The organism is Cellulophaga omnivescoria (assembly GCF_001999725.1).
Classification (GTDB): Bacteria; Bacteroidota; Bacteroidia; order Flavobacteriales; family Flavobacteriaceae; genus Cellulophaga; species Cellulophaga omnivescoria.
Map to the genome: position 1 here is coordinate 58162 of NZ_MDDP01000018.1, position 14965 is coordinate 73126.

A 14965-nucleotide genomic window follows, 5' to 3' on the forward strand; every position below is an offset into this window, starting at 1 on the left:
CTAAAAGTCTGTTACTGTAAAGAACCATTGAGAAACAACAAGGGCGTCAGTAGTGTCTTTAATTTCAACAGTAAAACCATTAATAGTCTGAGCGGTTATATATATTCTATTATTTCCAACAACTGTTAAGTTTACTATATAGTTATTATCAGGCATTGCGGAGTCAAAGGTAACTGTGTTAATACCTCCACCTCCGCCAACAGTAGCTCCATTTACTTTTATTGCATTAGCCCCGTTAGCTTTTCCCATAACAAATGTTGCTGGGTTCTTCCATTCGGTTCCTGTGCCTGTTGAGGTTAAAACCTGTCCTGTTGTACCAACCGAGTTGTTAATATCTTCAATGGTACCATCTAGCTTTAGTTTTTCACGAATAGTAACGGTAGTGCTACCGGATGTTTCATCAATATTAAGTGCTTCAACTGCACCAACAGAAAAACCAATTTCATCAGCGGCTGGATTAGAAATACCAGTGTTTAAATCATCAGAGAACCGATAAGCAGGAGTAGCGGTACTACCGTTATTAGGTGCTTGATATCCAGTAGCTCTTATAACGCCATCAACTCTCAATTTGTTTGTTCCTGGTGCATTAGTCCCTATTACCATACTACCAGGGCCACTAAAGAATAGATCATTTCCATTTAAATTATAAGTTCTTGTTGAAGCTGTTTGAGTCATATCTCTTGTCTCCAAATTTCCTAATGCAGCAACTTCAGTGTCAACATAGGTTTTAACGGCATTTTGTGTAGGATATAATGTTGATGAGGGTGAAGTGGCTCCTAAATCAGTTGCATCAGACTTATTAGTTAAATCTTCTTTTGCAGCTAAAGCAGTTGCTGCAGCTGTTCCTGCGGTAGCAATTGCATCATCTACATATACTTTAGTAGCAGCATCTTGTGCATCAGTAGGGTCTAAAACGTTAATTAGTTTTTGTGATCCCATAGATAAGTCGCCCGTTGGAAGAGCAAAACCAGACAGAGAAATATTTGCTTTGTCTAATTTATTGTCATCAATTGCTGCGTTTGCAATTTTGTCTCTAGTAATATTTGTGTCAGCTATTTTTACTGTTGTTACGGCATTGTCAGCCAGCTCTGCTGTATTAATTCCGCCTGCACTAACATCTAGAGTTAATGGGTCTGCAACAGTTCCTGCACCAGAAACAGCAAGTGTGCCATCTGTTGGGCCAGTAACTTCGTTACCAATTATACCATCTGCTTCTGCAGTAGTTAAGGTAGCAGCATCAACTAAAACCCAATTTGTGCCATCCCATTGCATTAATTGTCCAACGGCTGTACCATCCGCTAATTTTGTTAGTGTAATATTTTTATCGGCAATATCATTACTTTCTATAGATGCGTCTAAAATTTTATCACCTGTTACTGCGTCATTAGCTAACTTAGTATTGTCAATAGAACCAGCAATAATTTGCAAGCCGTTTGTAGCGTCAACTTCAATAGTTGTATTATCTACATTTACTTCTAAATCCATTGTAGCTAAAGCTGCATTTGCAGTAACACCAGAAATAGAACCATTACTAGAAATTACATCTTCGCCTAGACTAGCTGCAACTTCACTAGCATTTTGCCACTCTGGATCTCCAGCAGCGGAGGTTCCAAGAATTTTGTTAGCATCTACAGCACCTGCGCTTCCAATTTTATCTATAGTAATAGCATCATCAGCAATATCTAGTGTTGTTATTGTACCATCTAAAATATTTTCAGTTTGTACAGCATCATCCGCTAGTTTAGTATTTTCAATGGCATCATCTGCAATCTTAACAGTAGTAACATTAGCATCTACTATTTTGGTAGTTGTTACTGCACCATCAGCAAGTTCGTTTGCACCAACAGCACTTGGGTTAATCTCTAAAGTAACGTCATTTAAAGCTGCATTTGCACCGCCAGTTATATTTAAGTCTGTAGAGGTAATGTTACCATCACCTGTTAAAGCAGCAACATCTACATCTAAGGCACCAGTAGTTGCATTTTTTGTTAATCCAGAACCGGCAACATCTGCATTCATTTTTATAGCGGTTATAGCATCATCAGCAATATCTAGTGTTGTTATTGTACCATCTAAAATATTTTCAGTTTGTACAGCATCATCTGCTACTTTGGTATTATCTATTGCATCGTCTACAATCTTAACAGTAGTAACATTTGCATCTACTATTTTAGCTGTAGTAACTGCGTCTGGAGCTAATTTAGCATCGGTAATTCCGCCATCAGCAACAGAAATGCCAACAGTTTCTAATAAAGAACCAGTGGGAGTTCCTGTAAAAGTAATTGAAGCATCGTCTGTAGTTAAATCTTGCCCTGCAATGTTAGTAGCGTCTAACGTTCCCCATTCTACATTAGTGCCAGTACTGTTTGTCTTTAAAACTTGGTTTGGTGTTGCACTTGGTTCTATTTTTACAGGTGTAACCGACTCGTCTATAAGATTATTTGTATTTACACTTGTATCTCCTAACTCATCTACACCAATAGCATCATTTGCAATTTTGGATCTATCAATAGTTTTGTTTAGTATAGAGTTTCCGTGTATTTGGTCTACTTCTATGTTCACCGTATTTCCATCATCAGTTATTTTTATTCCGCTAGAGAAAGTAGCTCCAAAACTGCCTGTATGGTTGCTTGTAAAAGCAGGGGTTTCAAATGTAATATCGTCGCCAGCTGCGTTTGTAAAGGTGTACGTATCATCACCGTTATCTACCAAGTTAATATTTCCAGCATTTTCTGCTTCACATAAATTTACCCACTCACTATCATTGTAATAGTGCAAACATCTGGTATCTGTATTGTATATCACGGCACCGTTAAGTGGTGTAATAGCATTCATTTGTAGGGTAGACATTCTAGTAATTACTAAAGCTTTACTTGTGCTCTCTAGCTCTAAAACCGAGTTAAAATGAAGGTTTTCAGGATTTTCGCCAATTTTTACTTGTGCTTGTATGCTAGTAAATAGGCAGGTACTTAAAAATAATCCAAAAATTAATTTTTTCATATAGTAGAGGTGTTTTAAAATGCAATTATGCATTGCAAACAAAAATATAGTAAAGATGTGTTACCACCTAAAACAGTGGTTAAAAGACATTTTTTGTCCTATAAAAGACATCTATGTAATACTTAAAGTTTAAAATTGAATTGTTTTGCTCTCGTAGGCAGCTTTTTGTGGTTCAAAAATACGCGCGGTAAAATTTCCTTTTAGGTTAATAGTGTTATTGTTAACTAATAAAAAACTACCTTCTCTTAGTCCAACCACAGGCGTAGTGTTATACGTATGAAACTCTTTTATGCGTGTTTCTCTAGTTTCACCGTTGTGTTTGCTATTAGGGTCCGGATCTAAATAATGTGCATTTATGTTAAAAGGAACCAGTTGCATAGTTTCAAAACTAGGAGGGTAAACAATAGGCATATCATTAGTAGTATGCATACTAACACCTGCAATGTTGCTGCCGGCGCTTGTTCCCATATAAGGTTTTCCGTTGGTAATATGCTCTTGTAAGTGCAGCATAGCATTTTGGTTGTACAATTGTTGTACTAGTAAAAAAGTGTTGCCGCCACCACAGAAAAAAGCTTGTGCTTGGTTAATACCTTCTTGTGCAGTTGTGTAAGTATGTAGGCCAACTATTTTTTTATCAATTTTTGCAAATGCTTTGGCAGCAATAGCAGTGTAATTGTCATGGCTAATACCACCAGGCCTAGCATAAGGTATAAATGTTATTGTATCTACATCTTTAAAAAATAAAGCAACATCATCTAACAGGTACTCCAAGTAATTCTCTCCAAATAAGGTAGATGTGCTTGCTAATAATAGATTTTTCATACAGTATACGCTTTTCAATTTTTTTAGTTAACAGGATACAAATTAACAAAAGTTTAATGGTACTCTATTTTTTTTGAATGTAAATTGCATTTTCATTATATTTAAAAGAAACTTAGAAAACAATTTTCTGGGGCCTAAAACTAACCTTTATGAAAAATAATTTACTAGCACTTTTTTTATTACTTACCACGGTGTCTTTATTTGCCCAAGAAAATGATAGAACACTTTTACGCGGAACCGTAATTTATAGAGATATAAATGTACCTAACTTAGATGTTATTAATGTAACTGCAGAAGATGCTACTGAAACAGATGAAGATGGAGATTTTGCTATAGATGTAAAAATAGGTGACCAATTGGTGTTTACATCTTTTAATTACCAAATAAAAATTGTTTTTATTACTAAAGATATTTTAAAGAAAAACAGATTAGTAGTAGATGTAAATGAAAAAGTTACAGAGTTAGATGAGGTTGTGGTTAGTCCTGAAGATCAAGAAAAGTTTGTAGAGCTTAAAAACGAAGAATTTAAAGAGGTAGAATACGAAATAGACCGTACAACAACTGTTACTAACATAGCACAGTCTCAAATAGAACGTGGTATGGAAAACGGTATTAATTTTGTAAATATTTTTAAAGCATTAACCAAGTCTAAAAAGAAAAAAGATCCTAATGCTAAGGTGCCAGAAATTAAGCTTAGTAGAGTATTAAGACAGGTTTATGAAGATGATTTTTTTGTTAAAGATTTAGGAATACCACAAGATAAAATAGATAACTTTTTGCAGTATTGTGATGATAAAATACCATCACAAACATTGCTTAAAAAGTCTAATGAATTTCAGCTTATAGATTTTTTAGTTACCCATAGCAAAGAATATAAAAAGCTATAAAGTTTGAGGAGATATATACTTTTTTTAAGCTTTTTAAGTGTGTGTTTTTTTACAAATGCACAGCAAGTTTATTACAAGTCTGTAAAAGGTGCAGTGGTAAGTAATACGCAAGAAGTAAACGGTGTATATGTAATTAATACTACTAGTGGCCAAGCAACTATAACAAATGCTAATGGGTATTTTGTAATGCCTGCCAAAGAAAAAGATACTTTAATTTTTTCTGCAGTGCAGTTTAAAAAGAAACAATTAATAGTTACCCAAGAGATTTTAGAAAAAAAGACCAATCTTATTTATCTAGAAGAAACTTTAGAGGAGTTAAATGAAGTTGTTTTAGATAACAGAACCTTTATAAATGCCAAAAGTTTAGGCCTGCCAAATGCAGATGCAGTGGTTTTGCCACAAAGTGAGCGTTTGTTACATGATGCAGATCACGGACCAATGTTTGGAGGATTAAGTGTAAATGTAAATAAGTTGCTAAATGCAATTAGCGGACGCACTAAAATGCTAAAAAAACGTGTGGCAAGAGATAGGAAATATTTAGAAAGTCAGCAAATGCGAAACTCTTACGCAGATTCTGTTTTTGTAAAAGACCTTAATATTCCTGAAAACCGTATAGAAGAGTTTATGCTGTATTGTGAGTATGACAGTGAGTTTAACTCTATTGCAAAAGAAAAAAATAGTTTTATTATTTGGGACTTTTTAACCCGTAAAAGCATTACTTTTTTAAAAGAAGATAAAGAGCTTAAAATAGCTAAAGAAGATAATAAATAACTTACCCTATATTTTTATGAAATACATATGCACTTTATTGCTTTTAGTTGTGGCGGCGCAAAACACAAGCGCACAAGCAAAAATAGAAACATTAAAAGGGCGTATTGTTAGTAAAACACAAGATGTGGTTGGGGTTTATGTGCTAAACAAAACAACCAATAAGGGAACAATTACATCAAAAACCGGAAATTTTTCTATTCCGGTTAGTTTAAAAGATACTATAGTGTTTTCTGCCGTTCAGTTTAAAAATAAAAAGATTGTTGTTACTCAAAAAATACTAGATTATAAATCCTTTTTGGTAAACTTAGATGAAACCTTAGAGGAGCTAAATGAAGTTGTTTTAGATAATAGAACTTTAATAACAGCTAAAAGTTTGGGCTTGCCTAATGCAGATGTAGAAGTTTTACCATTAACAAAAAGAGAATTGTTTGCGGCTAATAACGGAGATAATTACTTAAGTCTAGATCCGCTAATAAACTTTTTAAGCGGACGTACAAAAATGTTAAAAGATCGTATTAAAAGAGATGATTTGTATGCGCGTAGTAAAGAGCTTAGGACTAGGTTTGTAGACTCTATTTTTTCTGAAAATTTAAAAATACCAGCAAGCAGAATAGAGGAGTTTATGTTGTATTGCGAGTACGACCCAAGATTTAAAGGAATAACGCAGAATAAAAATGAGCTTGTTGTTTGGGATTTTTTAAGGCAAAAAAGCGAATTGTTTTTAAAATTTAAATAAGGTAGATATGACACGTTTTCAACTATTATTGTTTTTTATTATGCTAAGTCAAATAAACATAGCACAAAACAAAAAAGTTGAAACATTAAAAGGTCGTGTAGTAAGCAGTAAACAAGAAGTTGTTGGTGTGTATGTGTTAAACAGGTCTAAAAAAAAGGCTACTATTACCAATCCAAACGGAGATTTTTCTGTGCCAGTTAGTTTACATGATACATTGTTTATTTCTGCAGTACAGTTTAAAAACAGAGAAATTATCATCACAAAAAAAATATTAGACTACAATACCTTCATCATTAATTTAGATGAAACCTTAGAAGAGTTAGATGAGGTTGTTTTAGATAATAGAACATTAATTACAGCTAAAAAATTAGGGTTGCCAGGAGCAGATGTAAAACTTTTAGATATTGATGAAAGGGCTTATGATACAGCAACAAATTGGTCTCCAAGTGATACTGTTTTTAGTATAGATCCTATTTTAAACTATTTGTTAGGCAATACAGCTAAGTACAAAGCAAGAGCATTGCGTAACAAACGCTATAAAGCAGGTCAATTTCTATATAAAAACTACTTAGATTCTACTTTTGTTAAAGAACTAAAAATACCAGAGCATAGAGTACAAGAGTTTGTGTTATATTGTGAGCAAGATGAAGATTTTGATGCCTTTTCTAAGCAAACTAATGAAATAATTATAAAGGCTTTTTTTAAAATGAAAAGTAAAACTTTTTTAGTGCTAAATGATAAGCAATGAGTAAATTATTACTTTTCAGTATTTTAGTTATTATTACTTTTACTACTGTGGCACAGCAAAAACAGGTAGACTTAAAAGGCACTGTAACTAGTACAACAGAAGAAGTTGTTGGTGTGTATGTGTTAAACAGAACTACAGAAAAAGGAACAATAACCAATTTAAATGGTTACTTTTCTATTACTGTTCGTGTAAAAGATACCTTAGAGTTTTCTGCAATACAGTTTACAAATAAAGTTGTAGTTGTAACAGAAACTATGTTAAAAACTAGCAATTATATAGTGCCTTTAGATGAGTCTGTAACAACCTTAAATGAAGTTGTAGTAAAGCCCTTTAATTTGTCTGGAGACTTATCTACAGATTTAAATAATTTACCTTTAAAACCAGTGGTAGACGGTAGGTCATTGGGGCTGCCTAATCAAAATGTTAAAATACTATCTTCAGATGAACGTGCACTGTATTCATCAATGTCTGGTGGGCCAATCTTATCATTAATAAATGCATTAAACGGAGAAACTAAACGGTTACAAAAAATAGTAAAGCGTAATAATAGATACCAGAAAACTATGCGCGTTAAAAGATATTATGCAGACTCTTTATTTGTAAATGAATTAAAGATAGAAAAGGATAAGATAGACTTGTTTATGTGGTACTGTGAGTTTAAAGACGATTTTCAGGTTGTAATAAATACCAAAGACCAGTTAAAAATTTGGGCTTACTTACGTAAAATGAGTGTAGAATTTAGATCAAAAAAATAAAAACATAACCCTATAAAATAAATAACTACACTATATATTTGGCACGCCAATTGCTTACTTTTGGTAATTGTAAATTACATATCATGCTTAAAAAAAGATTTTTATTATTGTTGTTACCCCTTTTTGCTTTTGTTGCCATACATAAATATTATGTGAGTGTAACTAGTGTAAAATATTCTGATAAAGAGCATACTTTACAAATTACGTCTAGAGTGTTTATAGATGATTTTGATGAGCTTTTAAAACAACGTTATGGTATAAAATCTAACTTGGCAACTAAAAACGAGAATCCCTTAGCAGAAGATTACATTAAAAAATATGTAAAACAAAAGTTTCATATTTACGTAAACGAAAAGGAAGTAGAAATTACATATTTGGGTAAGGAGTATGACACAGACAATATGATACTTTATTTAGAGGTGCAAAATATTAATAATAAGGATTTAAAAACAGTAGAGGTAGAAAGCACAGTACTTACAGATATTTACGAAGAACAAAAGAATATTATACATTTTAAATTCTTAAAAAATAAAAAAAGTGTAGTCTTAACCCGCGCAAATAATAAAGGAATGTTAAAGTTTTAGAGCTGCTTTAACAAATCGCTAAAAAAGTGTTAATTTTCGCCTACTTAAAACAATAGAAAATGAACAAAATTAACTACTATTTAGCTGCTGTTCTATTTTTGTTTGCTACTGTAATGGTGCAAGCACAAGAACAAACAGAAAGACAAGCTGGCCACACCAACCAGAGTAAATTTAGACAAATGTACCAGGAGTTTTCTACTCCAAACACCTACAGATCTGCTTCTGGAGCACCTGGACCAGATTATTACCAACAACAAGCCAACTACAAAATGGATATTGAGTTGGACGATAAAAACGCAAAAATATACGGAGAAGAAACTATTACTTACGTAAACAATTCTCCAGATGATTTAGAATTTTTATGGGTACAGTTAGACCAAAACGTACGCGAAAAAGGAAATAAATCTGCTTTAAGAAACAGTTCTACATTACAAGGAGCTATGCCAGTTGGTCAATTTGCTGGTTCTCATATGAAAGGTGCTGAGTTTGATGGTGGATTTAAAATTCAGCATGTAAAGGATGCAAACGGTAAAGATTTACCATATACAATTAACCAAACTATGATGCGTGTAGATTTACCTACACCGTTAAAAAGTAAAAGTGAGGTTTCTTTTTCTATTAAATGGTGGTACAATGTACCAGACCATACAGTAAGCAGAGCAAGATCTGGTTATGAGTTTTTTGAAAAAGACGGAAACAGAGCATATGTTATAGCACAGTTCTTCCCAAGAATGGCTGTTTATAATGATGTAGAAGGATGGCAAAACCACCAATTTTGGGGTAGTGGAGAATTTGCACTTCCTTTTGGTGATTATGAAGTAAATATTACCGTACCTGCAGATCATGTTTTAGATGCTACAGGAGAGTTACAAAACAGAAAAGAGGTTTTCTCTAAAGAAATGATGAAGCGTTATGAAAAGGCTAAAAAGTCTTTTGATAAGCCAGTAATTATTGTTTCGCAAAAAGAAGCGGAAGCTGCCGAAAAAGGTTTTTCTAAAGATAAAAAAACATGGAAGTTTGTAGCTAAAAACGTTAGAGATTACGGTTTTGCAACATCTCGTAAATTTATTTGGGATATGCAAAATGTTAAATTGCCAAGTGGTAAAACAGCAATGGCAGTTTCTTTATATCCTAAAGAGGGTAACCCATTATGGGAAGAGTACTCTACTAAAGCAGTAGCGCATACTTTACGTTCTTACTCTAACCATACTTTTGATTATCCTTATCCTAAGGCAATATCTGTACATGCAAAACAACAAGGTATGGAGTACCCAATGATTTGCTGGAACTACGGAAGACCAAATGAAAAAGGAGAGTACTCAGACAGAACTAAGTACGGAATGATTAGTGTAATTATACACGAGGTTGGTCACAACTTCTTCCCAATGATTGTAAACTCAGATGAGCGTCAATGGGGTTGGATGGATGAAGGTTTAGATACTTTTATGCAGTACATGGCAGAGCAAGAGTTTGGAGAAGCATATCCAGAGGCTATTGCACCAAATGCTAAATACCCATCTAGAAGAGGAGAGCCTTCTAAAATAGTACCTTATATGGCAGGAGACCAAAACTTTATGGCTCCAATTATGTCTAACCCAGAAAACGTTTACCAATTAGGAGCTAACGCCTACGGTAAACCAGCTACAGCTTTAAATATTTTAAGAGAAACTGTAATGGGTAGAGAATTGTTTGATCATGCTTTTAAAACCTACTCTCACCGATGGATGTTTAAGCACCCAACACCAGAAGATTTCTTCCGTACAATGGAAGATGCGTCTGCTGTAGATCTAGATTACTTCTGGAGAGGTTGGTTCTATACTACAGATTATGTAGATATGGGAGTTAAAGAGGTTAAAAAATACCAAGTATCTAATAAGCCGCCAAAACAAATTAGAGACATTATGGAGCAAAGAAACTTAAAAATGAGTGACTTACCTCCAATGGTTTTCTTGGCAGATTTAGAGAGTGATGATTTTGATGCTAGTTTAAAAGGTAAAAACCCATCAGAAGTTTCTTCTACATTAAAAGAGTATATGATGGATAATTTAACAGCAGCAGAAAGAGCAGCAGTTAAAGAGCCAAAATTCTTTTATGAGGTTACTTTTAATAAGCCAGGTGGTATACCAATGCCATTAATTGTAGAATATACTTATGCAGATGGTTCTAAAGAAAATGTTACTTACCCAGCAGAAGTTTGGAGAATGAGTGATAAAGAAATTAAAAAAGTAATTTCTTCTCAAAAAGAACTTGTAGGTATAGTTGTAGATCCTAAAGCAGAAACTGCAGATATAGATACAACAAATAATACTTGGCCAGCTAAAGAAACTAAGTCTGGTTTTGATAAATTTAAAGGAAATATGAAGCAATAGTTTCCATTCTAAAATAATAGAAAGTCCCACACTTGTTAATTATTCAAGATGTGGGACTTTTTTTATGGTGCAAATAAAACTTCTCATTATATTTGTAGTATGTATTCAACGTTTATCTTATTTATTAGCGGAGGCGAAATTTTCTTCATTATGTTTATTGTAGTGATGGTCTTTGGCGCAGATAAAGTTCCTGACATTGCAAAGGGCTTGGGCAAAGGTATGCGTCAGCTTAAAGATGCTACCGAAGATATTAAACAAGAAATTACTAAAAGCGCAGAAAAGCAAGGTATAGATACAAGTTTTACTAAAGACATTAAAGATGGTGTTACAAAGGTAAAAGATGATGTAGAAGATATTGCTGGTGTTATTAAGAGAAAGTAATTTATGTTAGATAAACTATTGCAATGGGATAGGGATATCTTTATTTACTTAAACAATCTTGGTATAGAGGAGTATGATTCTTTTTGGTCTTTTGTAACCAATATTAATAGCTGGATTCCACTTTATTTACTATTCTTTATTTTAATTTTTTACAAACGACCAAAAAAACAAGCTTTGGTAGATTTTGTTACCGTTGTTTTAGTTTTTTTGTTTGTATTATTGCTCACCAATTTAACTAAAGATTTTGTAGGTAGGTTAAGGCCAAGTAGTGATACTACATTAAGCAATTTAATACGTGTTGTAACCAAAGCCCATGGCTTTAGTTTTTTCTCTGGTCACGCTTCATCTTCATTTTCACTAACAACAATTGTAGTTTTAGTATTAAGAAACAACTATAAATGGATTTATTTGGCTTATATATGGCCTTTGTTGTTTTGTATGAGCAGAATATATGTTGGTGTACATTATCCTTTAGATATTGCTGTAGGTGCGTTAGTAGGTACAGTTTCTGCTTATTTGCTTTATAAATTAAGTAAAAAGGTTACAAAACCCTACTTAACGTAAGTCCGTCTCTAATAGGCAATAAAACAGTCTCTACTCTAGGGTCTGCTTTTAAACTTTGGTTATAATCTAATAATATTTTTGTAGTTACATCTTTTGGATTTAGTGGTTCTACTACCTTACCAGACCACAATACATTGTCAGACAAAATAATACCACCAGGTCTTGTTTTGGCTAGTGCAGCTTCAAAATACTTAGGATAGCTTTTTTTTTCAGCATCAATAAAAACCAAATCAAAAGTAACGTCTAACGTTGGAATAATATCTAAGGCATCGCCAACGTGTGCATCAATCTTACCTGAAAAACCACTTTTTTCAAAATACTTTTGTTGTATATGGCTTAGTTCCTCATTAATATCTATAGTGTGTAATTTTCCATTTTTACGCAAGCCCTCCGCTAAACAAATGGCAGAATATCCTGTGTAAGTGCCAATTTCTAAAATATTTTCTGGAGAAATTATTTTAGATAGCATACTAAGCACTCGTCCCTGGAAATGTCCAGTTAACATTCTTGGCTGTATAACTTTTAAATGAGTTTCTCTAGTAAGCTCTGTTAAAATTGTAGGTTCATTTTCAGAGTTGTTAGCAATGTAGTTTTCTAATAATGATGATAAAAAATGCATAAAAAAGTTTTTGCAAAAATAGTTATTTTGATTTCTTATTTTTGAATAAAAATTAAATAGATGCAGTTTAAAAATACTTTAGAGTTTGCCAAAGAATTAGATGCTAATGACGCTTTAAAAGAATATAGAGATCAATTTTATTTCCCTAAAATTAATGGTAAAGATGCTATATATTTTACAGGAAATTCTCTTGGGTTACAGCCAAAAACAGCACAAAAATTTGTTGATGATGTAATGCAAGATTGGGCACAACTTGGAGTAGAAGGGCATTTTTATGCAGAAAAATCATGGTGGGATTATCATGAGCGTTTAGCAGCGCCAATGGCTACATTGTTAGGAGCAAAAACTAAAGAAGTTTGTGTAATGAATACATTAACTGTAAATCTTCATTTTTTAATGGCTTCTTTTTACAGACCTAACGCTAAGAGATTTAAAATTATTTGTGAAGAAAAAGCATTTCCGTCAGACCAATATATGTTAACTAGTCAGGTTAAATTTCACGGTTATAACCCAACAGATGCAATTGTTGAGGTTAAAAAACGAGAAGGAGAACATTTTTGGCGTACAGAAGACGTAATTGCAAAAATTAATGAAGTAGGAGATGAGTTGGCATTAGTGTTAATTGGAGGTGTAAATTACTATAACGGTCAGGTTTTTGATATGGAAACTATTACTAAAGCTGGCCAAGATACAGGTGCTTTTGTAGGCTGGGATTTAGCCCATGCAGCTGGTAATATTGAGTTAAATTTAAATGCCTGGAATGTAGATTTTGCATCATGGTGTAGTTATAAATATATAAATAGTGGTCCGGGTAATGCATCTGGTATTTATGTTAATGAAAAACATTTGGCAGATGATACAATTCCTAGGCTAGAAGGTTGGTGGGGATCTAAAAAAGAAACGCGATTTTTAATGAAACCAGAATTTGAGTCTAGCCACACGGCAGACTCTTGGCAGGTTAGTAACCCACCTGTTTTAGCAATGGCACCTTATTTAGCATCTTTAGAAATGTTTGAAGAAGTAGGTATGCCAGCTTTAATTAAAAAAAGAGATGTAATAGTAAGCTATTTAGAGTTTGTACTACAAGAAATAGATAAAGAGGTAGATGAAGCTACTTTTGAGATTATAACACCAAAAGAAAGAGGAACACAATTGTCTGTGTTGTTACACGGGCAAGGAAAAGAGTTGTTTAATTATTTGATGAAAAACGGAGTAATAACAGATTGGAGAGAGCCAAACGTAATACGCTTAGCTCCGGCTCCTTTTTATTGTTCTTTTGAAGATATGTACCGTTTTGGACAAATTTTAAAAGAAGGTATTTTACAAGGTAAATAATTACTTGCTAATACTTTTTACATCTGTAAAATATAATTTAAAATTGCCTTCGGCATTCTTATGGTCTAAGGCAATTTTTAATCCGTTTTGTTCTGTGTAATTATCCCAAGTTGTACTCATAGATGGCTCTGCTGCGTTTGCTTTTCTGTACACCCATTCTTTAATTAAATAATCTTCTTCAAAATAAAAATCATAAGCATCACCAGGTGTATAACCACCTTCATTGCCATAAACAATAGTTAGTTTTTTCATTGGTTTTTTACTAATAGGCGCTTCTGTGTTTTTAGCTGTACTATATGTAATATTGTTTTTATCCCAAACAAGGTTAAAAGGGGCCAATAGCCAAAATTTATCATTAATAAAACCTGCATTAGTTTTTTTTGCTATAGAATCCATAGAGGCTCTATTGTAAGCAATAGTATCAGTAGCAGACATTGCTAAAATGTCATTAGTTTTTGTTCGCCAGTTCCAGGTTCTATCAAAATGATTTTCTCCACGGTCTACATTAAAAGTAAACTGTATTTGTACAATATTTCTCCAATTTTTAAATCCGTGTGCATTAGCAACAGAATCTAAAATCGTAAGCTCTTTTTTTACAGGTTCTAAAGTTTCTTTAGGTGTAATAACAGTATCTTTTTTTGTTTCCTTACAAGAAATAAAAAGAGTTGTGGCTAGTATAAAAGTGAATATTTTACGCATAAGATTTATTTTTTTAACAAAGATACTATGTTTTGTACTATGTTTTTTAGATTGATGAAAGCTAGCAACGTACTTTATAAATAAATTGATTATTTTTGATGTAAATAAGAAATTAGGCAATGAGTTCAAAAAAAGGTAAAGTTCAAGAAGCAATTGATGAAAAATTGTTGAATGAAAGAAAAGTGTTTTTGTGGGGAATGGTTAATGATGACTCTGCAAAACACGTTATAGATCGTTTATTGTATTTAGATTTACAGGGTAATGAAGAAATACAGTTGGTTATAAATAGCCCAGGAGGTTACGTAACATCTGGTTTTGCTATTTATGACACAATTAAGTCTTTAAAAAGTCCTGTTTCTACTGTTTGTACTGGTTTAGCAGCATCTATGGGATCTATATTATTATCTGTTGGTGCTAAAGGAAGACGTTTTATTCAGCCACACGCACAGGTAATGATTCACCAACCTAGCGGTGGAGCAGGTGGCCAAGCTTCTAACATAGAAATACAAGCAAAAGAAATTATTAAAACAAGAGAGTTAAGTGCAAAAATCTTAGCAGATAATTGTGGTCAAGACTTTGATAAGGTTATGAAAGATTTTGACAGAGATTACTGGATGAATGCAGAAGAATCTGTAGCTTACGGAATTGTAGACGGAATTATAGAATAAAGTTCACTAAAGTAAAAAGTCCTTCAT

The 14965-nt window shown here is 33.0% G+C and carries 15 protein-coding genes; 11 read left to right on the forward strand and 4 right to left on the reverse strand.

Annotated features, from left to right (window positions below; translation table 11 throughout):
- Positions 1-3000 carry a beta strand repeat-containing protein gene (locus BFJ87_RS10010; RefSeq protein ID WP_077403630.1) on the reverse strand — a complete coding sequence of 1000 codons (3000 nt, stop codon included), beginning with the start codon at positions 2998-3000 and terminating at the stop codon, positions 1-3.
- Positions 3001-3129: 129 nt separating this feature from the next.
- On the reverse strand, positions 3130-3822 hold the full coding sequence (gene pepE, locus BFJ87_RS10015) for a dipeptidase PepE (RefSeq protein ID WP_077403633.1): 693 nt from the start codon (positions 3820-3822) through the stop codon (positions 3130-3132).
- 149 nt (positions 3823-3971) lie between these two features.
- Here pepE and BFJ87_RS10020 point away from each other — a divergent pair, with 149 nt between their 5' ends.
- The 9 genes from BFJ87_RS10020 to BFJ87_RS10060 all read left to right on the forward strand — a co-directional run bounded on the left by BFJ87_RS10020 (position 3972) and on the right by BFJ87_RS10060 (position 11617).
- Positions 3972-4709 (forward strand): hypothetical protein, encoded by a 738-nt coding sequence (locus BFJ87_RS10020; protein WP_077403636.1) that lies wholly within the window; start codon positions 3972-3974, stop codon positions 4707-4709.
- A 39-nt stretch (positions 4710-4748) separates the two neighbouring features.
- Positions 4749-5480, forward strand: coding sequence for a carboxypeptidase-like regulatory domain-containing protein (locus BFJ87_RS10025; RefSeq protein ID WP_245799619.1), 732 nt, complete (start codon positions 4749-4751; stop codon positions 5478-5480).
- 16 nt (positions 5481-5496) lie between these two features.
- A complete protein-coding gene (locus BFJ87_RS10030) occupies positions 5497-6216 on the forward strand; it encodes a carboxypeptidase-like regulatory domain-containing protein (RefSeq protein ID WP_077403641.1) in 720 nt (239 codons plus the stop codon).
- Positions 6217-6223: 7 nt separating this feature from the next.
- The gene (locus BFJ87_RS10035; RefSeq protein WP_077403643.1) at positions 6224-6964 is read left to right on the forward strand and encodes a carboxypeptidase-like regulatory domain-containing protein; all 741 of its coding nucleotides are present in this window, start codon (positions 6224-6226) and stop codon (positions 6962-6964) included.
- Positions 6961-7719 carry a carboxypeptidase-like regulatory domain-containing protein gene (locus tag BFJ87_RS10040; protein WP_077403646.1) on the forward strand — a complete coding sequence of 253 codons (759 nt, stop codon included), beginning with the start codon at positions 6961-6963 and terminating at the stop codon, positions 7717-7719. The genes BFJ87_RS10035 and BFJ87_RS10040 overlap by 4 nt, the downstream gene beginning before the upstream one ends.
- Positions 7720-7802: 83 nt before the next feature.
- On the forward strand, positions 7803-8303 hold the full coding sequence (locus BFJ87_RS10045; RefSeq protein WP_245799620.1) for a DUF6702 family protein: 501 nt from the start codon (positions 7803-7805) through the stop codon (positions 8301-8303).
- A 59-nt stretch (positions 8304-8362) separates the two neighbouring features.
- The gene (locus BFJ87_RS10050) at positions 8363-10672 is read left to right on the forward strand and encodes a M1 family metallopeptidase (RefSeq protein WP_077403653.1); all 2310 of its coding nucleotides are present in this window, start codon (positions 8363-8365) and stop codon (positions 10670-10672) included.
- 99 nt (positions 10673-10771) lie between these two features.
- On the forward strand, positions 10772-11053 hold the full coding sequence (locus BFJ87_RS10055; RefSeq protein WP_034646275.1) for a Sec-independent protein translocase subunit TatA/TatB: 282 nt from the start codon (positions 10772-10774) through the stop codon (positions 11051-11053).
- Positions 11054-11056: 3 nt separating this feature from the next.
- The gene (locus BFJ87_RS10060; RefSeq protein WP_077403656.1) at positions 11057-11617 is read left to right on the forward strand and encodes a phosphatase PAP2 family protein; all 561 of its coding nucleotides are present in this window, start codon (positions 11057-11059) and stop codon (positions 11615-11617) included.
- On the opposite strand, the gene BFJ87_RS10065 is transcribed toward BFJ87_RS10060, so the two are convergent.
- Complete coding sequence (locus BFJ87_RS10065) at positions 11595-12236, reverse strand: O-methyltransferase (RefSeq protein ID WP_077403659.1); 642 nt, start codon at positions 12234-12236, stop codon at positions 11595-11597. The two genes, BFJ87_RS10060 and BFJ87_RS10065, sit on opposite strands and share 23 nt — an antisense overlap.
- A gap of 60 nt (positions 12237-12296) precedes the next feature.
- On the opposite strand from BFJ87_RS10065, the gene kynU reads away from it, so the two are divergent.
- A complete protein-coding gene (gene kynU, locus BFJ87_RS10070) occupies positions 12297-13571 on the forward strand; it encodes a kynureninase (protein ID WP_077403662.1) in 1275 nt (424 codons plus the stop codon).
- Here kynU and BFJ87_RS10075 read toward each other — a convergent pair whose 3' ends face one another.
- Positions 13572-14270 carry a hypothetical protein gene (locus BFJ87_RS10075; protein WP_077403665.1) on the reverse strand — a complete coding sequence of 233 codons (699 nt, stop codon included), beginning with the start codon at positions 14268-14270 and terminating at the stop codon, positions 13572-13574.
- 119 nt (positions 14271-14389) lie between these two features.
- Between BFJ87_RS10075 and BFJ87_RS10080 the strand changes: the two genes are divergently transcribed.
- Complete coding sequence (locus BFJ87_RS10080) at positions 14390-14938, forward strand: ClpP family protease (protein ID WP_077403667.1); 549 nt, start codon at positions 14390-14392, stop codon at positions 14936-14938.
- The last annotated feature ends 27 nt before the right edge of the window (positions 14939-14965 follow it).